Source organism: Bradyrhizobium nitroreducens (genome assembly GCF_002776695.1).
In the GTDB taxonomy this organism is placed as follows: domain Bacteria; phylum Pseudomonadota; class Alphaproteobacteria; order Rhizobiales; family Xanthobacteraceae; genus Bradyrhizobium; species Bradyrhizobium nitroreducens.
Genome location: NZ_LFJC01000003.1, coordinates 4,919,033 through 4,937,194 on the forward strand (window position 1 = coordinate 4,919,033; position 18,162 = coordinate 4,937,194).

Here is an 18,162-nt window from a genome sequence, read left to right on the forward strand (position 1 = left end):
GCGCCCGTTAACGAACAAAACGGTGGGCCGACACTTCTGTGACGTCACACGCCTGAAATATCCTTCGTTGATGGTCGGAAACCGAGAATCATCAAACTCTCGGGATTTCCCCATGCGGGTATTAATCGCGACGGACGCCTGGCATCCCCAGGTCAACGGTGTGGTCCGCACCCTGACCTCGCTGGCGAATGCCGCCAAGGCGCTCGATGTCGAGATCGACTTCCTGACGCCGGACGGCTTCCCGTCCTGGCCGCTGCCGACCTATCCGGGCCTGCGCATAGCGCTGCCGAGCGGAAAGGAGATCGCGCGGCGGATCGAGAAGGCCGCGCCGGACGCGCTCCACATCGCGACCGAAGGTCCGATCGGCTGGGCGGCGCGGGCCTATTGCCGTCGCAACCGGCTCGCCTTCACCACCTCCTACACCACGCGCTTTCCCGAATATATCTCGGTACGGACCGGCATCCCGGCGGCGGTCGGCTATGCCGTGCTGCGCCACTTCCACGATGCCGCCGCCATGACCATGGTGGCGACGCCCTCGCTGCGGCAGGAGCTGTCCGAGCGCGGCTTCAAGCGGCTCGGCTTCTGGACGCGCGGCGTCGACACCGAGCTGTTCCATCCGGATAGCCCCGCCAAGTTCGATCTGCCGCGCCCGATCTTCATGACCATGGGGCGCGTGGCGGTGGAGAAGAACCTCGAAGCGTTCCTCTCGCTCGATCTGCCCGGCACCAAGGTCGTCGTCGGTGACGGTCCGCAGAAGGCGGCGCTCGAAAAGAAATATCCGGACGTGGTGTTCCTCGGCGAGAAGAAGGGCGCCGATCTCACCGCGCATCTCGCCGCCGCCGACGTGTTCGTGTTTCCGAGCCTGACCGATACGTTCGGCGTGGTGCAGCTCGAGGCGCTGGCCTGCGGCACGCCGGTCGCGGCGTTTCCGGTGACGGGGCCCAAGGACGTCATCGCCGATCATCCGATCGGCGCAATCGATCACGATCTGCGCACCGCGTGCCTGCGCGCGCTGACCATGTCGCGCGAGACCTGCCGCAATTTTGCGCTGGAGCGCTCCTGGGAAAACAGCGCGCGTCAGTTCGTCGGCAATCTCACCTCCCTCCAGCCCAGCCGCGTCCTGCGCGCCTCGCCCCGCATGGCGCGGCGGCCGGTGCGCGGCTGATCATTCATTTGAACCACAGCGAGAACCCATCGATGGCCAAGATCATGAACCTTGACGGCACCCAGCAGCTCGACCTCACCCGCGGAACGGTCGAGCAGGCCTATGATCGCTGGGCGCCGGTCTACGATCTCGTGTTCGGCGGCGTGTTCGCCAAGGGCCGGCAGGCGGCGATCGCGGCCACCAACAAGATCGGCGGCCGCGTGCTCGAGGTCGGCGTCGGCACCGGAATCTCGCTGCCGCTCTATGCGCCGAACCTGCGCATCTTCGGTACCGACATTTCGGAAGCGATGCTGGACAAGGCACGCCGGCGCGTCGCCGAGGGCGGATTGAAGAACGTCGAGGGGCTCGCGGTGATGGACGCCGAGAAGCTCGAATTCCCCGACAATTCCTTCGACGTCGTGATGGCGCAATATGTCGTCACCGCCGTGCCGAACCCGGAGAAGGCGCTCGACGAATTCGCCCGCGTGCTGCGTCCCGGCGGCGAGCTGATCATCCTGACCCGCGTCAGCGCGGATGCCGGTATGCGCCGCTTCATCGAGCAGAAGCTGCAGCCGGTGGTGCGTCCGCTCGGCTTCCGCACCGCCGAGTTCGCCTGGTCGCGCTATGCGAAGTGGCTGGCCGGCGCTCACGGCATCGAGCTCGCCGAGCGCCGCCTGATCCCGCCGCTCGGTCATTTCTCGCTGGTGCGCTTCCGCAAGGTCGACGTCGCCAAGGCGGCGTGAGAAAGGCGGCGTGAGCTGAAGCTCACGCGTTGCGTGCGTCACCGCGCCGCTGCGTGCCGTCACATGACAAGATGATGTTGTCACACGGCGTACATCGAATCCCTGTAACCCCGTACCCGAAAGCATTTTGGGGAAGAGCATGATCAAGAATTATCTCGAGCAGCTGCGGATCCAGCGCTGGGACGACCATCGCTACTATCACCACAGCCGCATCAATCAGAGCCTGCATTTCGTCAGCGCGCTGAGCTTCCTCTTCGCCTATGTCTGGCTGTTCGTCGATCCCGTCGTCTCCGCGCTGGTGGGCTGGCTGGTCTCGATGACCTCGCGCCAGGCCGGCCATTTCTTCTTCGAGCCGCATACCTACGACCACATCAACCAGGCGACGCACGAGCACAAGGAAGAGATCAAGGTCGGCTACAACCTGCAGCGCAAGGTGGTGCTGATGGCGATCTGGGCGGCCTCGCCGCTGGTGCTGGTCGTCGATCCCACGCTGTTCGGCCTTTTCACGCCCTGGGCAAGTGCGACCGACTTCATGCGGCAGGTCGCCAAGATCTGGCTCGTGGTCGGCGGCGGCGGCCTGTTGTTCCGCACCGTGCACCTGTTCTTCATCCGCGACGTCGAGACCGGCCTCGTCTGGATGACCAAGATCCTGACCGATCCGTTCCACGATTTGATGCTCTATCGCGGTGCGCCGCTGGCGTTGATGCGCGGCGAGCTGATGGATCCGGGCCTGCACCTCAACCCCGAGCACACGCTGGGCCTCATCGGCGAGCCCGTGCTCGAAGAGCAGCACGCCTGAGCGCGCCGCGCATATCGAACACTCCGATGTCTGATGGTTGCGTCATGCCCGGCCTCGTGCCGGGCCTCCACGTGTTGGAGGCTTCCTCGCCGTTGCTCGCGCGGGGGCAGGGGGCCGCCGTAAGCGCCGTCATTCCGGGGTGGTCCGAAGGACCAGACCCGGAATCTCGAGATTCCGGGTTCGGCTCTTCGAGCCGCCCCGGAATGACGGTGGTGGTTAGCGGGGGACCGACCTCAACGCCCAAAACGCTTGGCCAGCATTTCCTTCAGGATCTGCCGCTTGATCTGCTTGTTGGTGAGCGCGCCGTCGTGCCACCAGAAGCCGTCGGCCTTCATCTTCTCGGCGGCGCGGACGAAGCGCTCGGCAACCTCGGTGAAATCGGCGTCGGTGTAGTTGAGGCTGAAGATCAGCCGGCCGGTGCCGACCCAGCTCAAGGCCAGGCCCTCGGCGCGCAGATAATATTGCAGCATCCAGTTGTAGCGGGATGGTGTGGTGTATTTCACCGTCCAGATCGACGAGAAATTGGCGAACCGCACCGGCAGGTCGGCGCCCGCCATCATCTGGTTGAGCTTCTGGACACGGCCGTTCCAGGTGTCATCGAGGCCCTCATACACCGCGCGAAAATTCGGGCTGGCGAGGCGGCTCAAGAACTCGTCCATCGCCGTCATGACGTAGGGGTGCGAGTTGAAGGTGCCGCGGGCGAAGCAGATGTCGGCGGGGCGGTCGTCGCGGAAGCGGCGCATGAGCTCGCTTTTGCCGCAGACAACGCCGACCGGCAGGCCGCCTGCGAGGCTCTTGCCGTAGGTCACCATGTCGGCCTTGACGCCAAAGTATTCCTGGGCGCCACCGGCGGCGAGACGGAATCCGACGAAGACCTCGTCGAAGATCAAGACGATACCGCGCTCGGTGCAGACTTCCCGAAGCTTCTTCAGCCATTCGGTGTAAGCTGCGCGATCGAAATTGCCGCCGCGGGAGGAATCGACCAGCGAGGAATCGCCGGGCGCGTTGACGTTCGGGTGCAGGCCCTGCAGCGGATTGACCAGCACGCAGGCAATGTCCTTGCGCGTCTTCAGCACGTGCAGCGTCTTCTCCGACATCTCGGCGAGGGTGTAGGTCTCGTGCGCGGCAATGGGATTGCCGACGCCGGGCTGCACGTCGCCCCACCAGCCGTGATAGGCGCCGGCGAAACGAACCAGATGGGTGCGCCGGGTGTGGTAGCGCGCGAGGCGCACGGCCTGCATCACGGCCTCGGTGCCAGACATGTGGAACGAGACCTCGTCGAGGCCGGAGATATGGCGGAGCCGCTGCACGTTCTCGAGGATGACGGGGTGATAAGGGCCGAGCACCGGGCCGAGCGCATGCGCCCGCTTCTCCGCGCCCTCGATGCACTCCTTGTAGAAGTCGTTGCCGAAGATGTTGACGCCGTAGGACCCGGTGAGGTCGTAGGAGGTGTTGCCGTCGACGTCAGTGACGGTGACGCCGCTGGACGATTCCATGAAGGTCGAGGTGCCCAGATGCTCGCGGACGAGACGCGAGAACTGGAACGGCACACGGTAGCTCTCGGTGAAGTTCAGGTCGGAAATCGTCTCCGCCGCTTCCCTCGTCATCGCGCGGCCCTTCGGGTAGCGCTCGGCGTAAAGCTTGGCGAGGCGGAAGAAGGCGTCCTTACGCCGCGCGGCGATGTTCGCCGGTGCGCCGTCGCAGGAGAAGTAATCGCTCTCTCCGAACTCGTAGAACGGGAGCAGCTTTGCCACCCGGCGCGACATCTTGGAGTGTCCGGCGAGCGAGCGGTGCTTGGCGCGGGACAGTTCGACCCGCGCCTTGATCTTCGGGAGGACGGCGGCAGCGGACGCTGCGGCGGCCACGGACATCGAGAGAATCGGGAGTGTCGTTTCCATGTCAACAAGCGCTAATACTGTGAGCTGACAGATTCATGACAGTCAAAGCCCTCATTGCCTCCTTCACCCAGCAGGAAGACCTCAACTTCCTGTTGACCAACCGCATTCCCCGCGCGGCGTTGACCCGCTTCATGGGCTGGTTCTCCAAGATCGAGAATCCGCTGGTGAGGGACTTCTCGATCGCGCTGTGGAAGCTGTTCTCAGATCTCGATCTGTCGGAGGCACGCAAGACCCATTTCAAAAGCCTGCACGATTGTTTCACGCGGGAGCTGAAGCCCGGCCTGCGGCCGTTTGATCCGGATCCCTCCATTGTCGCCAGTCCGTCGGACGGCATCGTCGGCGCCCACGGGAAGATCGCCGACACGGAGCTGTTCCAGGTCAAAGGGGCGCCTTATTCGCTGCTCGACCTCGTCGGCGATTCCGCGCTGGTTGACCAGCACCGCAACGGCAGCTTCGTCACGCTGCGGCTGACCTCGAGCATGTATCACCGCTTCCATGCGCCCCATGACGCCCATATCGAACGCGTCACGCTGATCCATGGTGACGTCTGGAACGTCAATCCGATCGCGCTGAAGCGGGTCGAGCGCCTGTTCTGCAAGAACGAGCGCGCGGTGATCCGCACGCATCTTTCGACCGGCGAGGCCGTGACGCTGGTGCCGGTCGCTGCGATCCTGGTCGCGAGCATCCGCCTGCACTTCCTCGACATGGTGCTGAACGCGCAGACACGCGGGCCGGTCAACTTCCCCTGCGACGTCAAGGTGGGCAAGGGCGAGGAGCTCGGCTGGTTCGAACACGGCTCGACCATCATCATTCTCGCGCCCGGCGATTTCAGCTTCTGCGACGGCATCGCCGAGGGCACGCGGATTCGCGCCGGTCAGGCGCTGCTGAGGAGAAAGTAGCCTTCAATCCGCCGTCCCCGTCGCCTATATCGTTCGCGGGGACGATTTGACGACGACGGATTTGGTGATGGCGCGGGCGCCGGTCATGGCGGCGGGTGGTATTGTGCTGCGGCGAGGCTCTGTCCCGCTGATCGCGGTCGTGCGCCAGCGCAAGCGCAACGAATGGGTCTTGCCCAAGGGCAAGCTCGATGACGGTGAGACGCCGAAGGAAGCCGCGCACCGCGAGGTGCTGGAGGAGACCGGCCACGACGTCGCCGTGCACGAATTTCTCGGCACGCTCGTCTACCAATCCGGCGGTCGCTCCAAGGTCGTGCATTTCTGGCGGATGGAGGCCGAAGGCGGGCCGGTCCGCAAGCTGATGAACGACATCAAGGCGGTCGACTGGCTCGCGCTGGACGATGCGATCGGGCGTCTCTCGCGCGAATATGAGCGCGCGTTCCTGACACAGATCGGCCCGATCGCGCTTGCGGCGTCGGGGCTGGTGCCTACAGACGTGGCGTCGCCAACGCCCATTTCCGAGTCGGCGTCGCCATTGGCGAGCGACGAGATCGACGCAGCCTTGCAGACGCTGACGCCGGCCGAAGCCGCCTCCGTCGACGAGTTGCGGCACGGCCTGTTGCAGAAGGTGAAGGCCTGGCTGCGCGGCGAGGCGTGAGTTGTCGGTACCTCTCTCCGCGTTGACGGTGCACCCTCGCCCCTTGTGGGAGAGGGTGGCTCGCCGCAAAGCGGCGAGACGGGCGAGGGATTCTCTCCGCGCGTTTCCAACTCTCAATTGAACGTGCGGAGAGAACCCCTCATCCGGCGCTTCGCGCCACCTTCTCCCACAAGGGGAGAAGGAAAAAAGTCACCGTCGCTCCTTCTCCTTCGGTGGCGGTATCGGCTTGCGCGGCGCTGCGGGGCGTGGTGCGGCGGGGAGGCGTTGCTGGAATCCGCCTTGGCGTTGGATGCTCGGCGGTTGAACCGCGGGTGGCTGGCCCGGCTGCAGGCCGGTGCGCGGCTGTTGCGGCTGCGGGGCTGGTGGCTGCGTCCCGCCCGGTTGCGGCGGCACGATTCCGCCGGGGGGAATTCGTCCATCGCGCTGCGGCTGTTTTTGCTGCGCGCCGTTTGGCTGTGAGCCTTGTCCGGCCCGCGGCGCACCCGGACGTCCCGCGCCTTGCTGCTGGCCGGACTGCGGTTGCCCCTGATGCGGGCCTCGCTGTTGCCCTTGTTGCAGTCCTTGCCCCGCACGCGGTGCGCCCGGCTGCACCGCGCCACCTTGCTGTCCCTGGCCCTGTCGCTGCGGCGGCTGGGCGCCTTGCCGGCCCGGCGTGCCCGGCTGCTGCTGACCCGGACGGTTGTTCTGGCCGGGCTGGCCGTTCGGGCGCTGCGGCTGCTGGGCGGGCACGGTCGCCGGCCGCAATTGCTGCTGCTGCGGCGGCTGGCTGGGGCGCGGAATGCGGCTGAGCGCGGTCGGATTGGCGCGGCGGAAGTCGCGCTGCTCGGTGACGATCTGGCGGCCAGTGGTCTGGGCCAGATGGACCTGGCTGACGAAGCCGCGGTCGCGCGCGATCTGCTGTGCGGGAATCGTGATCGGCACCGCGGCGAAGCGCATCGTGCCGGCAACGGCGGCGCCGGGCCGGATCGCAAAGCCGCTCGCACCTTGCGTCAGTGCGCCGAGCCGCGTGCCGCTGGTGCGGTCGTCGACGTCGATGTGACCGACGCGGCCGTCGGCATCGGGATAGAGCTTGATGTTGACGTTGTTGGCGCCGCCGGCGGTTGCACCTTCGGGCACGTCGACGACACCGGTGGTGCCGCGGATGCCGAGCGTCGCCGTCGGCGTCGTGATCTTCATGTCGCCGGTCTTGGCCACCGCCGCCGCGACGAAAGCGACCGTGCCCTTGCCGATGTCGAAAATCCCCGAGTTCTGCTTGCCGCCGTCCTCATAGACGTAATTGTCGATGGTGATCTTCGAACTGGCGGAAAGGTTGAACGTGGTGGCGTCGTTGAAGGTGATGCCGAGCGTCGAGTTCGACGAGGTTTGCACGACATCGTTGAGATAAATGTCGTCGCGTACGCGCAGCGGATAGGAGTTCTTGTCGCGGATCACGGTCGCGATCCCCGTGACGGTCGCGACGTTGCCGATCGGCTCGACGGCGGCGGATTGTGCATCGGCCGCGGGTGCCGGCGAGGCGGCGGGCGTCGGGGAAGGCGCGGGTTCGGCTTGGGCTTGGGGCTGCGCCTGCGCGATCTCGATCGTCTCCGATGCACAAGCCGCGCTGCTGCCTGCCAGCGGCAATGCCGGCAGCACGAGCGCGAACACGAAGCGGCGCCAAGCCAGCATTGATGTCACGAAGAGGTCCCGGTGAGAACGCGAGGCGAGATCAGCGGATTTCAGCCGGGGCGACCTGAATGGCGGATGAACGTGTGTGGTGCGGGGGGAGGACGAGCTGTCCCCACACCGTCATCGCCGGGCCTGTCCCGGCCATCCACGTCTTGATTGCGGTACGAAGAACCTGGATGCCCGGGACAAGCCCGGGCATGACGAACGATTGTGTATGTGGCGCGAGATCCCGGGTTCGATGCATTCGCATCGCCCGGGATGACACCTTCGGTGTCAGCTCACGCGCTTCCAGGTCTGGCCGCCGCAGAACATGCCGCCGAAGGCGCAGCCCTGCACGCGCATCGCATTCGGACCCTTCATCGCGATGGTCGAGTCGTAGTTGCGGCCGGAGTTGGGATCGTGGATGCGGCCGCTCCACTTCGAGCCCTCGGGCTTCATGTTGATCAGGATGCGCTCGTTGGTCTTCTCGGCATAGCCGCACAGATTGGCGCCGCACTGCTCGACGCGGACATTGCCCTTGTTCTCCTCGGTCGCCCACACGCCGATCGGAGAGTTCGGGGCGGCCACGGGCGCCGCAGCCACCGGGGCCGGAGCAGGTGCGGGAGCAACCGCGACCGGTGCAGGAGCGGGAGCAGGAGCAGGAGCCGCAACGGGCACGGGCGGCGTCGCATTGTCGTAGCTGGCAGACGGAGCGGCGGCCGCCGTCGCTGCCGGAGCGGGCGCCGCAGGCGCGGCCGGGGCGGTAGCCTGGACCGGGGCCTGCTGCACGGATTGTTGCTGGACCGGAGCAGGCGCGGGTTGCGCATTGGTGGCCGGAGCCGGTGTGGTGTCGACGTCATCGTCCTTGGAGCCGCCGAGGCCCTTGAGGTTGATGTTGTTCAGCTTGATCGGTTTGTCCGACAGGCCCGGCGCGACGATGGTCACGCAATTGAGCGAGGCGCAGTTGCGCGGCGTCTCGATGCGGATGTGCTGGCCCTCGATCTGGAACGCGATCGTATTTCCGCCGGCATGCGCGGCGGCGGTCGACGCCAGGAAGAGTGCGGTGGCGGCGATGGTGAGCTTGTTCATGACAACCTCCGAAAATGGCGTGGTCCCGATGGACTGAAGTCGCCGGTGGGTGAAGCGTGGTTCGACCCTACGCGGCGCTGGCGGGGCGTTCTGTGATGGGAATCACAACGGCTCCAGAGGCCAGGGTGAGCCAGCGCACATCCAGCCGCCGTTCATCCCGCATAACCTGTCCCGACACGACAGGAGGCGCCGATGACCCGGCTTCTGACTTCGCTTGGCACATTGATCGCTTTGACGGTGGTCGCGCCCGCAGCCGAGGCCGGCTCGTATTCCTTCTCGATCGGCGGCCACCGCTTCCATGTCGAGGCGGCCAAGACGTGCCGGTCCACATCCTGTGTGTCGATCTCGTCCAATCGCAGCCTTCGGCCGGTGGCAGAGACCGCAACGAGACCGGCCCCGCCGCCGGCGCCAATTGTCCAGGCGCCAGTCGCTCCGGCCGCTTCGATTCGTCCGCCGCCGACGGCCGTGGTCGCGACACCACCTGCGCCTCCAGCGCCCATCCTTGCCGCGACGACGTCGCAGCACGTTGTGCCGCCGCAGGCCCCAAAACCAGAGACATCAAGACCGGAGGCGCTGAATCCCAATCCGCCGCGGGTTGACCTGCCGCGCCTCGATCCGACGCGCATGGAGCCGCCGCCCGCTCCGAGCCCGGAGATCAAGCAGGCCGTGACGGCCGCGCAGCGCAACGACGAGGCGCAGGGCTATACGCCGCTCGGCGAATGGGAGAGCGTCGGCGCCAAGGGCACGGTGCGCATCGAGCGCTGTGGCCCCGCGCTGTGCGGTTACGCGCTGACCGAGGCTTCAAATCGCGGCGAGAGCGTGCTCGTCAACATGAAGCCGAAAGCGCACGACGTCTGGACCGGCAGCATCTACAGCCGCTCCAGTGGACGCACCTATTACGGGACGATGACGCTGAAGGGCTCCGGCAGGCTTCACGTCGAAGCCTGCGCGATCGGCCATTTCTGGTGCTCCGGCAACGACTGGACGCGGGTCGAGGCGCCGCGCGTGCAGCTGCTCACGACGTCGCGGCAGTGGAGCGAGCGGTCGTAGTTGGTGCTTGTAACCCTCCCCTGGAGGGGGAGGGTCGATCGCGCGAAGCGCGAGCGGGGTGGGGTGATCTCTCCACTCAGGTACTGTTGGATGGGGAGAGACCGTCACCCCACCCCGCTGCGCATTCCGCTTCGCTACATGCGCAGCGACCCTCCCCCTCCAGGGGAGGGTAAGAGAGCTGTCGTGGTCGACTGTTGCCTCTAGACCATGCCGAGCACGATGGCGCCGACGAAGGCCATGGCGAGGTACGCGGTGACTACGCTCAGTCTCCCGGCGAACGTCATGAGGTCGCTCCTCCACGCGCGTCAGATTCCGCGCGAGCCCTCATGGTTAACAGAAAGTCTCGCCGCGAAAAAGTCAGCCTTGCTGCCGCTCAGCGTCGGCAGCGTTTTGGTTCGCGCCGGCCGGCATGGTTAAAGAACAGTGAAACCAACGTGTTGAAGAGTCTTTAAGTAAATTCACCGAACGTGCGTGCATGACGCGCGGAGTTCGTTTGTATCTCGTCGGCTCCATCGTCCTTGTTTCGCTAGCGGGTTGCGGTCGCGGCTTCTTCCAGGCCGAGCGCGAGCCATGGCGGGCCGAGGCAGAAGCCGCATGCCTGAAATCGGGCGCGGTGAAAGAGGGGCCGGATCTCGTCCGGATCGATCCGATCTCCGGGCCCGGCATGTGCGGCGCCGAGTTTCCGCTCAAGGTCGCCGCCCTCGGCGAAGCCTCGAGCAGCTACGGCTTTGCCGACGAGGAGTTGCGCCCGCCGGGCAGCATCGGCGGCCAGCCGCGCTGGCCGGTGACGCAGCCGCGGTCGAATTATCCGCAAGCCCAGAATTATCCGGCATCGGCCAACCCGCAGCGTTCGAACTATCCTGAAAGCGCGGTGCGCCAGCCCGCCGGCTATGGTGCATCGTCCGGGCCGATGTCGCTGAACGCGCCCGGCGTGGAGTCGCAGGAGGACGAGATCGACCTGCCGCCCGATGGCACCGACGCCGCCGGTGCCTCGCGCTACATGAATGCGCCGAGCTATCCGGCCCGGCGGGCGCCTTACTCGCAGGCGCCCGCGCAGCAGCCGCTGCCGCGCCTCGGCCCTGCCCAGGGCAATCCCGTCACGACCGTCGGCCCGGTCGCGATCAAGCCGACCGCGACGCTCGCCTGTCCGATCGTCTCCGAACTCGACCGCTGGCTCGCCGACACCGTGCAGCCTTCGGCGATGCGCTGGTTCGGCGTCCGCGTCGCCGAGATCAAGCAGATCTCCGCCTATTCCTGCCGCGGCATGAACGGCAATCCGCATTCTCACATCTCCGAGCACGCGTTCGGCAACGCGCTCGACATTGCCGCCTTCGTGCTCGCCGACGGCCGCCGCGTCACCGTGAAGGACGGCTGGCGCGGCATGCCGGAGGAGCAGGGATTCCTGCGCGACGTGCAGTCGGGGGCCTGCGCGCATTTCACCACGGTGCTGGCGCCGGGATCGAACGTCTATCACTACGATCACATCCACGTCGATCTGATGCGCCGCGCCAGCCGCCGCCTGATCTGCCAGCCCGCCGCGGTCTCCGGCGAAGAGGTCGCCTCGCGCGCGCAGTCGCGCAGGCCCTATGCCAGTGCGCGCGAACCCTCGGTCACCGGCTCGCTCGGTGGGCGCAAGACGACGGCGCACAAGCGCGAGGACGACGATTACGCCGACGATTGAGCGCTTTTGCCGGTAGCCCGGATGGAGCGAAAGCGCAATCCGGGAGACTGTCCCCGCATTCCGCTTCGCTCCATGCGGGCTACGATCTCGCCGGCCTCGACATTGTGGGCGCCAGCCCCATGCAGCGCTGCACCTCGCCCGGGACGTTGTAGGTCCGCATGATATGGCGGCTGTCGCGCAAGCCGGTCGCCTCTCGCTGCACCACGAACATCCAGAGCGCCTGACCGGCTTCCAGCACCAGCTTGCGCCGCGCCGGCTGCATCGAGACCGGAACTTCCGGCAGTGCGTGAGCGGCGTCGAACTCGCGCAAACGCGCCAGCGCCTGCTCCAGCGCGCGCCCCATCCGTCCAAGCGCCGAGGCCTGCTCCTGGACGATCTCATAATGGAGGATATCGACGGGCGGGCGAAGATCACGGGACATGGCCGCAAATATAGTGCTGCCTGTCCCGTCTGCGCAACGCGCCGTTACTTCGTCCGATACGCCGCCAGGAACATCCGCGTCGCGCTGCCGACCACCTCGGTCATGCGCTCCACCGATGGCGCGGGTGCGGCCTGGAACACGAAGGGCAGGAAGAGGGAAGCCTTGCACAATTCCATGAACTGGGAGGCGGCAAGGTCGCAATCGTCGATATCGAGATTGCCGGAACTAACGCGGGCCTGGAGATAGGCGGAGAGGCGGTTGATGCTCTTGTCGAGCACGCGCGCATAGTAGCGGCGGCCGACATCCGGCATGCGTTCGGCGATCGCCATCACGGTGCGGATCGCCGATCCGCCACCGGGCCGGCAGACCAGGTGAAGATAGGCGAGGCCGAACTCCTTCAGCGTGGTCTCGGCATCGCGCGCGGGATCGAAATTGAACACGACCTGGCCGTGCTGGAGTGCCTCCTGCTCGAGGATGGCTTCGAACAGCGCGCATTTGTCGGCGAAGTAGACGTAGAGCGTGCCCTTGGAGACCTGCGCCGCGCGCGCGATCTCGCCCATGCTGGCGCCGTCGAAACCGAGATCCATGAACACCTTGCGGGCGCCGTCCAGGATCTGGCGACGCTTGGAGCCCTCCTCCTCCTGGATGACGTGCAGTTGGTCGTGGCCGGCTACAACCATTGGTTCAGGGTCTCGGAAGGTTTTTGAGTCGGGTCTGCGGCCATGAAACCCGAATAAAGGATTCTCGTCAGTAGGGTTCGGCCGGGAATATTATGTATATTGACCGAACCGTTCGGTCAATGGTATTTGGATCAGCGAGCGGAGAGCGGGCCAGAGGCCTGCCGTCTCCTTGATCGCGTTTTTTGGGGAGGCCTTTATGGCCGTATCGAGAGACCAGGCTGCGCGCGTCCTTCGCCAGGAAGCGGTGGAGGAGCACGCGGGTGGTGACGCTGCGATCGAGGGCTCTGCACCCCTTGCCGAGCAATTGCGCGCCCATGTGGCCGAGGAGGCCAAGCGCCGCACCGCTGAGGCGCCGGAAAAGCCCGTGACCGACAAGCCGGCCGCATCCGCACCGGACGTACCCGCCGCCGGCGCTGCCAAAGCCGGCAAGCGCAAGTTCGTCCTGATGGGCGTTGGTCTGGTGCTGGCGCTCGCGGCCGCGAGCTACGCCGGCTACTACACGCTGGTCGGCCGCTTCTACATCTCCACCGACGACGCCTATGTCCGTGCCAACAACACCATGCTGGGCGCGCGCGTGTCCGGACACATCGCCGCGGTCCTCGCCGGCGACAACACGCCGGTGAGAGCCGGCGACATCGTCCTGCGCATCGACGACGGTGACTACAAGATCGCGGTCGATGCCGCCGCGACGAAGATCGCGACCCAGCAGGCCACCATCGATCGCATCGGCCGCCAGATCGCGGCGCTCGACAGCCAGGTGGCGCAGGCCAAGGCGCAGCTTGTCTCGGCCCAGGCGGGCCTCAAGCGGGCCGATCTCGATTACGAGCGCCAGCAGGCCCTCAGCAACAAGGGATTTGCCTCGCGCGCCACCTTCGAGAGTTCGGAGGCCGGTCGTGACCAGGGCGCCGCCGCGGTCAAGGCCGCGCAGGCCGCCTACGACGTTGCCGTCAGCAATGTCGATGTCGCCAAGGCCCAGCAGGCCGAAGCGCAAGCCCAGCTCGCCGAGCTCAAGACCACGCTCGCCAAGGCCGAGCGCGATCTCAGCTTCACCGCGGTGCGCGCGCCGGTCGACGGCACGTTCTCGAACCGTCTCGTCAACACCGGCGACTTCGTCGCGGTCGGCCAGCGCCTCGGCAATGTCGTGCCGCTCGACGAGGTCTATATCGACGCCAATTTCAAGGAAACGCAGCTCAAGCGCATTCGTCCCGGCCAGCCGGTGATGATCAAGGTGGATGCCTACGGCATGCGCAAGTTCTCCGGCGTGGTCGACAGCATCGCGGCGGGCGCGGGCTCGGTGTTCACGCTGCTGCCGCCCGACAACGCCACCGGCAACTTCACGAAGATCGTGCAGCGGGTGCCGGTCCGCATCCGCGTGCCGAAGTCGGTGGCGAAGCAGAATTTGCTCCGCGCCGGCATGTCGGTCTACGCCACCGTCGACACCAACAAGGGCGCAGCCGACGCCGACAGCGAGGTCGATCTCGACGATCCCACCGCGATCCACCCGCAGTAAATCGCGATCCCAGCGCTGCGAGGTCGGACCATGGCCAATGCCACGACTGCTTCACCTGCCATGATGGCGGCCCCTGCTTCGGACCGCATCGCGCCGAAGCGGCTGTTCGCCTTCATCATCATGGTGTTCGGGATGTTCATGTCGATCCTGGACATCCAGATCGTCTCGGCGTCCTTGAGCGAAATCCAGGCTGGCCTGTCGGCGAGCTCCAGCGAAGTCTCCTGGGTGCAGACCGCCTATCTGATCGCCGAAGTCATCGCGATCCCGCTGTCGGGATTCCTGTCGCGCGCCTTCGGCACGCGGCTCTTGTTCGCGATCTCGGCGGCCGGCTTCACCATATCGAGCCTGCTCTGCGGCTTTGCCACGACCATCGAGGAGATGATCCTCTGGCGCGCGCTGCAGGGCTTCCTCGGCGCCGGCATGATCCCGACGGTGTTCGCCTCGGCCTATACCGTGTTCCCGCGGTCGAAATTCCACATCGTCGGTCCCATCATCGGGCTTGTCGCGACCCTCGCGCCCACGATCGGGCCGACGGTCGGCGGCTACATCACCGACCTGATGTCGTGGAACTGGCTGTTCTTCATCAACGTCGTGCCCGGCATCGGCATCACGCTGGGTGTGCTGGCGCTGGTCGATTTCGACGAGCCGCATTTCGAATTGCTCGACCGCTTCGACTGGTGGGGCCTGTCGTTCATGGCCGGCTTCCTCGGCACGCTCGAATACGTGCTGGAGGAGGGGCCGCAATATGAATGGCTGCAGGATACCTCGGTCGCGATCTGCGCGTGGATCTGCGCGATCTCGGCGATCGCCTTCTTCTGGCGCGTCTTCACGGCGGCCGAGCCGATCGTCAATTTGCGTACCTTCTCCAACCGCAATTTCGCGATCGGCTGCGTGCTGCAGTTCTGCATCGGCATCGGCCTCTACGGCCTGACCTACATCTATCCGCGCTATCTCGCCGAGGTGCGCGGCTACAGCGCGCTGATGATCGGCGAGACCATGTTCGTCTCCGGCATCACCATGTTCCTGATCGCGCCGCTGGTCGGGCGTCTCATGGTGAAGATCGACATGCGCTACATGATCGCATTCGGCCTCGTCGTGTTCGCGATCGGCTCCTACCAGATGACCTGGATCACCCGCGACTACGATTTCTACGAGCTGCTGGTGCCGCAGATCCTGCGCGGTGTCGGCATGATGTTCGCGATGGTGCCGACCAACAACATCGCGCTCGGCACGCTGGCGCCCGACCGGGTGAAGAACGCATCGGGCCTGTTCAACCTGATGCGCAATCTCGGCGGCGCGGTCGGGCTCGCCGTCATCAACACCGTGCTCAACGACCGCACTGACCTCCACATCACCCGCCTCCAGGAGCGCGTGACCTGGGGCAACGCCACCGCGACCGAAACCCTCACCATGTTCATGCAGAAGTTCCAGGGGCTCGGCGATTCCACGCTGATGGCGATGAAACAGCTCTCCCAGCTCGTGCACCGCCAGGCCGTGGTGATGAGCTTCGGCGATGCCTTCTTCGTGCTGACGCTGTTCTATCTCGGCCTCAGCCTGCTGGTGACGCTGCTGAGCAAGCCGGTCTCGCCGACCGCCGGCGGCGACGCGCACTGAGCCCACGCACTCGCTGTCGTCGTCCGGCTTGACCGGGCGATCCAGTATCCCGGAGGCCGGCGTTGGAGTGCTCGCCACATGCGCTGCGGCGTACTGGATGCCCCGGTCGAGCCGGGGCATGACAGCGGAGATGAGGCGGGAGCAACGCCTACCCAAGCGGTGCGCTACTCCGCAAACCAAATTGCAACACTCATCCGTGATCTCGCGCGAGCCCCGTTGCAAAGCGCGAGCGGCACATCTATAAAGCGCACCTCATTCAATCGAACCGGGAGGGATTTGCATGATTTCGTCGCATTCGCAGATCGTACGCCCGCGCTCGATGATCGTCTGGTTCGGTATGTACGCGGCCTGCTAGAGGCCTCTTCCGCCAGCTTCGATTGGGCGCCACGTCCCGATCGCTCCTCTTCCCAAGTCAAAGCCAACTTCAAGTGACGCCCGTCCGGCCCTCGCGGCTGGCCCGCGTCCATCGATGGAGCCGGCCCGCGCAAAGCGGCCGGATGATGTCATGACCGCTCTGTCCAAGAAGCCCGCGGCGATACGCGTGGTACTGCCCTTCGTGTTCCGGCACTGGCTGAAACAGCCGGGGCGGGGGCTCATCGTGGCCAGTGGCCTGCTGGGTGCGACCGTCGCCGACCTGTTCATGCCCGTATTCTCGGGACAGCTGGTCGACGCGCTGACGCGCGGCCCGTCCGATCCTGCTGCACGCCATGCGGCTCTGGTGGCCTTCGGCTCCATCGTGGCGCTGGGCGCGGCCGCCGTGGTGCTGCGGTTGACCGGCCTGCAGGCGATCGTGCCGTTTACGCTCAAGACCATGTCGGACGTCGCGCAGGAGACCTTCACACGCGTGCAGCGTTTCTCCACCGACTGGCACGCCAACTCCTTCGCGGGCTCCACAGTGCGCAAGATCACGCGCGGCATGTGGGCGCTCGACCTGCTCAACGACACCATCCTGATGGCGTTGGCACCGTCGCTGCTGGTGCTGATCGGCTCGATGGTCCTGATCGGCCTGCACTGGGCGTCGCTCGGCGTGGTGATCGCGGTGGGGGCGATCTTCTACGTCACCATCACCGTGGTGTTTTCGACGCGCTACATCGCGCCGGCCGCGCGGGTCTCGAACGCGTGGGACACCAAGGTCGGCGGCACGCTGGCGGACGCGCTCACCTGCAACGCGGTGGTGAAATCCTTCGGCGCCGAGCTGCGCGAGGATGTGCGACTTGCGCGCGTCATCGGCCGCTGGCGGGTGCGGGTGCGGCGGACCTGGCTCCGCTACAACTACACGGCCATGGCGCAGCTGTCGCTGCTGCTATGCCTGCGCGCGTCGGTCATTGGCGGTTCGGTTCTGCTGTGGATGTACGGCCACGCCTCGCCCGGCGACGTCACCTACGTGCTGACCAGCTACTACATCATCCACGCCTATCTGCGTGACGTCGGCATGCACATCAACAACCTGCAGCGTTCGGTCAACGACATGGACGAGTTGGTGGCGATCCACGCCGAGCCCATCGGGATTGCCGATGCTGAGGACGCACGGCCGATTGCGATCGAAGGCGGCGAGATCGTGTTCGACGACGTCACGTTCCATTATGGCGGTCATCACGCGCCGCTGTACGACGGCTTGTCGGTGAAGATCCGCGCCGGCGAACGGGTCGGCCTGGTCGGCCGCTCGGGCTCCGGCAAGACCACCTTCGTCAAGTTGGTGCAGCGGCTCTACGACGTCACCGGCGGCCGCGTGCTGATCGACGGGCAGGACATCGCGCACGCCACGCAGCAATCGCTGCGCAGCCAGGTCGCGATCGTGCAGCAGGACCCGATCCTGTTTCACCGCTCGCTCGCCGAGAACATCGCCTACGGCCGGCCGGGCGCCAGCCTCGAGGCGATCGAGCATGCGGCGCGGCTTGCGAATGCGCACGACTTCATCCTGCGCCTGCCGAAGGGCTACGGCACGCTCGTCGGTGAGCGCGGCGTGAAGCTGTCGGGCGGCGAACGGCAGCGCGTGGCGCTGGCGCGGGCCTTCCTGGCGGACGCGCCGGTGCTGATCCTGGACGAGGCGACCTCGAGCCTCGATTCGGAATCGGAGGCGCTGATCCAGCAGGCGATGGAGCGGTTGATGAAGGGGCGCACCTCGGTCGTGATCGCGCACCGGCTGTCGACGGTGAAGAGCCTCGACCGCATCCTGGTGTTCGACCGCGGCGAGATCGTCGAGCAAGGCACCCACGCCGTGCTCGCGCGCAAGCCGGACGGCATCTATCGCGGCCTGTTCGAGCGCCAGGTGGTGGAGCTCGGGCATATCGCGGCAGCAGAGTGAGGCGCGCGGCGGCGGGCGAGCGTCCCGCCG

General features: G+C 66.1%; 15 protein-coding genes. 10 read left to right on the forward strand and 5 right to left on the reverse strand.

All coding sequences use genetic code 11. The features are described 5' to 3' along the window. The first annotated feature begins 112 nt into the window (after nt 1-112). From TSA1_RS23800 to TSA1_RS23810, 3 genes are all read left to right on the forward strand, one after another. Entirely contained in the window at nt 113-1,165 is a 1,053-nt protein-coding gene (locus TSA1_RS23800; RefSeq protein WP_174719045.1) for a glycosyltransferase family 4 protein, read from the forward strand. Between the two features lie 32 nt (nt 1,166-1,197). Next, complete coding sequence (locus TSA1_RS23805; protein ID WP_100178453.1) at nt 1,198-1,887, forward strand: class I SAM-dependent methyltransferase; 690 nt, start codon at nt 1,198-1,200, stop codon at nt 1,885-1,887. A gap of 139 nt (nt 1,888-2,026) precedes the next feature. Next, nucleotides 2,027-2,686 (forward strand): hypothetical protein, encoded by a 660-nt coding sequence (locus TSA1_RS23810; RefSeq protein WP_100178454.1) that lies wholly within the window; start codon nt 2,027-2,029, stop codon nt 2,684-2,686. A gap of 233 nt (nt 2,687-2,919) precedes the next feature. On the opposite strand, the gene TSA1_RS23815 is transcribed toward TSA1_RS23810, so the two are convergent. Beyond that, a complete protein-coding gene (locus tag TSA1_RS23815; RefSeq protein ID WP_100178455.1) occupies nt 2,920-4,584 on the reverse strand; it encodes an aminotransferase class III-fold pyridoxal phosphate-dependent enzyme in 1,665 nt (554 codons plus the stop codon). A 35-nt stretch (nt 4,585-4,619) separates the two neighbouring features. Here TSA1_RS23815 and asd point away from each other — a divergent pair, with 35 nt between their 5' ends. Further along, nucleotides 4,620-5,483, forward strand: a complete 864-nt coding sequence (gene asd, locus TSA1_RS23820; protein WP_100178456.1) for an archaetidylserine decarboxylase — start codon at nt 4,620-4,622, stop codon at nt 5,481-5,483. A 67-nt stretch (nt 5,484-5,550) separates the two neighbouring features. Beyond that, nucleotides 5,551-6,138, forward strand: a complete 588-nt coding sequence (locus TSA1_RS23825) for an NUDIX hydrolase (protein ID WP_100178457.1) — start codon at nt 5,551-5,553, stop codon at nt 6,136-6,138. A 189-nt stretch (nt 6,139-6,327) separates the two neighbouring features. On the opposite strand, the gene TSA1_RS23830 is transcribed toward TSA1_RS23825, so the two are convergent. Together TSA1_RS23830 and TSA1_RS23835 are read right to left on the reverse strand one after the other, a co-directional pair. Then, nucleotides 6,328-7,803: a FecR domain-containing protein gene (locus TSA1_RS23830; protein WP_174719332.1), complete on the reverse strand. Its 1,476-nt coding sequence runs from the start codon at nt 7,801-7,803 to the stop codon at nt 6,328-6,330. 273 nt (nt 7,804-8,076) lie between these two features. Next, nucleotides 8,077-8,871 (reverse strand): DUF2147 domain-containing protein, encoded by a 795-nt coding sequence (locus TSA1_RS23835; protein WP_100178459.1) that lies wholly within the window; start codon nt 8,869-8,871, stop codon nt 8,077-8,079. 192 nt (nt 8,872-9,063) lie between these two features. Between TSA1_RS23835 and TSA1_RS23840 the strand changes: the two genes are divergently transcribed. Both TSA1_RS23840 and TSA1_RS23850 read left to right on the forward strand, forming a co-directional pair. Continuing rightward, on the forward strand, nt 9,064-9,921 hold the full coding sequence (locus TSA1_RS23840) for a DUF2147 domain-containing protein (RefSeq protein WP_100178460.1): 858 nt from the start codon (nt 9,064-9,066) through the stop codon (nt 9,919-9,921). A 475-nt stretch (nt 9,922-10,396) separates the two neighbouring features. Continuing rightward, nucleotides 10,397-11,602: an extensin-like domain-containing protein gene (locus tag TSA1_RS23850; RefSeq protein ID WP_100178461.1), complete on the forward strand. Its 1,206-nt coding sequence runs from the start codon at nt 10,397-10,399 to the stop codon at nt 11,600-11,602. Between the two features lie 79 nt (nt 11,603-11,681). Here the strand turns inward: TSA1_RS23850 and TSA1_RS23860 are convergent, their stop codons facing one another. Then, nucleotides 11,682-12,023, reverse strand: coding sequence for a DUF6665 family protein (locus tag TSA1_RS23860; RefSeq protein WP_100178462.1), 342 nt, complete (start codon nt 12,021-12,023; stop codon nt 11,682-11,684). Between the two features lie 44 nt (nt 12,024-12,067). Next, nucleotides 12,068-12,703: a TetR/AcrR family transcriptional regulator gene (locus TSA1_RS23865; RefSeq protein WP_100178463.1), complete on the reverse strand. Its 636-nt coding sequence runs from the start codon at nt 12,701-12,703 to the stop codon at nt 12,068-12,070. Between the two features lie 196 nt (nt 12,704-12,899). On the opposite strand from TSA1_RS23865, the gene TSA1_RS23870 reads away from it, so the two are divergent. From TSA1_RS23870 to TSA1_RS23880, 3 genes are all read left to right on the forward strand, one after another. After that, a complete protein-coding gene (locus TSA1_RS23870; RefSeq protein ID WP_100178464.1) occupies nt 12,900-14,213 on the forward strand; it encodes an HlyD family secretion protein in 1,314 nt (437 codons plus the stop codon). A 30-nt stretch (nt 14,214-14,243) separates the two neighbouring features. After that, nucleotides 14,244-15,827: a DHA2 family efflux MFS transporter permease subunit gene (locus TSA1_RS23875; RefSeq protein ID WP_100178465.1), complete on the forward strand. Its 1,584-nt coding sequence runs from the start codon at nt 14,244-14,246 to the stop codon at nt 15,825-15,827. 505 nt (nt 15,828-16,332) lie between these two features. Then, nucleotides 16,333-18,132 carry an ABC transporter ATP-binding protein gene (locus TSA1_RS23880; RefSeq protein WP_100181308.1) on the forward strand — a complete coding sequence of 600 codons (1,800 nt, stop codon included), beginning with the start codon at nt 16,333-16,335 and terminating at the stop codon, nt 18,130-18,132. Nucleotides 18,133-18,162 lie beyond the last annotated feature (30 nt).

What these genes read in the sequence shown, in the direction of transcription:
- TSA1_RS23860 (WP_100178462.1), bottom strand. Translation starts at nt 12,023, where the DNA reads ATGTCCCGTGATCTTCGCCCGCCCGTCGATATCCTCCATTATGAGATC.
- asd (WP_100178456.1), top strand. Translation starts at nt 4,620, where the DNA reads ATGACAGTCAAAGCCCTCATTGCCTCCTTCACCCAGCAGGAAGACCTC.
- TSA1_RS23850 (WP_100178461.1), top strand. Translation starts at nt 10,397, where the DNA reads ATGACGCGCGGAGTTCGTTTGTATCTCGTCGGCTCCATCGTCCTTGTT.
- TSA1_RS23865 (WP_100178463.1), bottom strand. Translation starts at nt 12,703, where the DNA reads ATGGTTGTAGCCGGCCACGACCAACTGCACGTCATCCAGGAGGAGGAG.
- TSA1_RS23800 (WP_174719045.1), top strand. Translation starts at nt 113, where the DNA reads ATGCGGGTATTAATCGCGACGGACGCCTGGCATCCCCAGGTCAACGGT.
- TSA1_RS23875 (WP_100178465.1), top strand. Translation starts at nt 14,244, where the DNA reads ATGGCCAATGCCACGACTGCTTCACCTGCCATGATGGCGGCCCCTGCT.
- TSA1_RS23835 (WP_100178459.1), bottom strand. Translation starts at nt 8,871, where the DNA reads ATGAACAAGCTCACCATCGCCGCCACCGCACTCTTCCTGGCGTCGACC.
- TSA1_RS23880 (WP_100181308.1), top strand. Translation starts at nt 16,333, where the DNA reads ATGACCGCTCTGTCCAAGAAGCCCGCGGCGATACGCGTGGTACTGCCC.
- TSA1_RS23825 (WP_100178457.1), top strand. Translation starts at nt 5,551, where the DNA reads ATGGCGCGGGCGCCGGTCATGGCGGCGGGTGGTATTGTGCTGCGGCGA.
- TSA1_RS23870 (WP_100178464.1), top strand. Translation starts at nt 12,900, where the DNA reads ATGGCCGTATCGAGAGACCAGGCTGCGCGCGTCCTTCGCCAGGAAGCG.
- TSA1_RS23805 (WP_100178453.1), top strand. Translation starts at nt 1,198, where the DNA reads ATGGCCAAGATCATGAACCTTGACGGCACCCAGCAGCTCGACCTCACC.
- TSA1_RS23840 (WP_100178460.1), top strand. Translation starts at nt 9,064, where the DNA reads ATGACCCGGCTTCTGACTTCGCTTGGCACATTGATCGCTTTGACGGTG.
- TSA1_RS23810 (WP_100178454.1), top strand. Translation starts at nt 2,027, where the DNA reads ATGATCAAGAATTATCTCGAGCAGCTGCGGATCCAGCGCTGGGACGAC.
- TSA1_RS23815 (WP_100178455.1), bottom strand. Translation starts at nt 4,584, where the DNA reads ATGGAAACGACACTCCCGATTCTCTCGATGTCCGTGGCCGCCGCAGCG.
- TSA1_RS23830 (WP_174719332.1), bottom strand. Translation starts at nt 7,803, where the DNA reads ATGCTGGCTTGGCGCCGCTTCGTGTTCGCGCTCGTGCTGCCGGCATTG.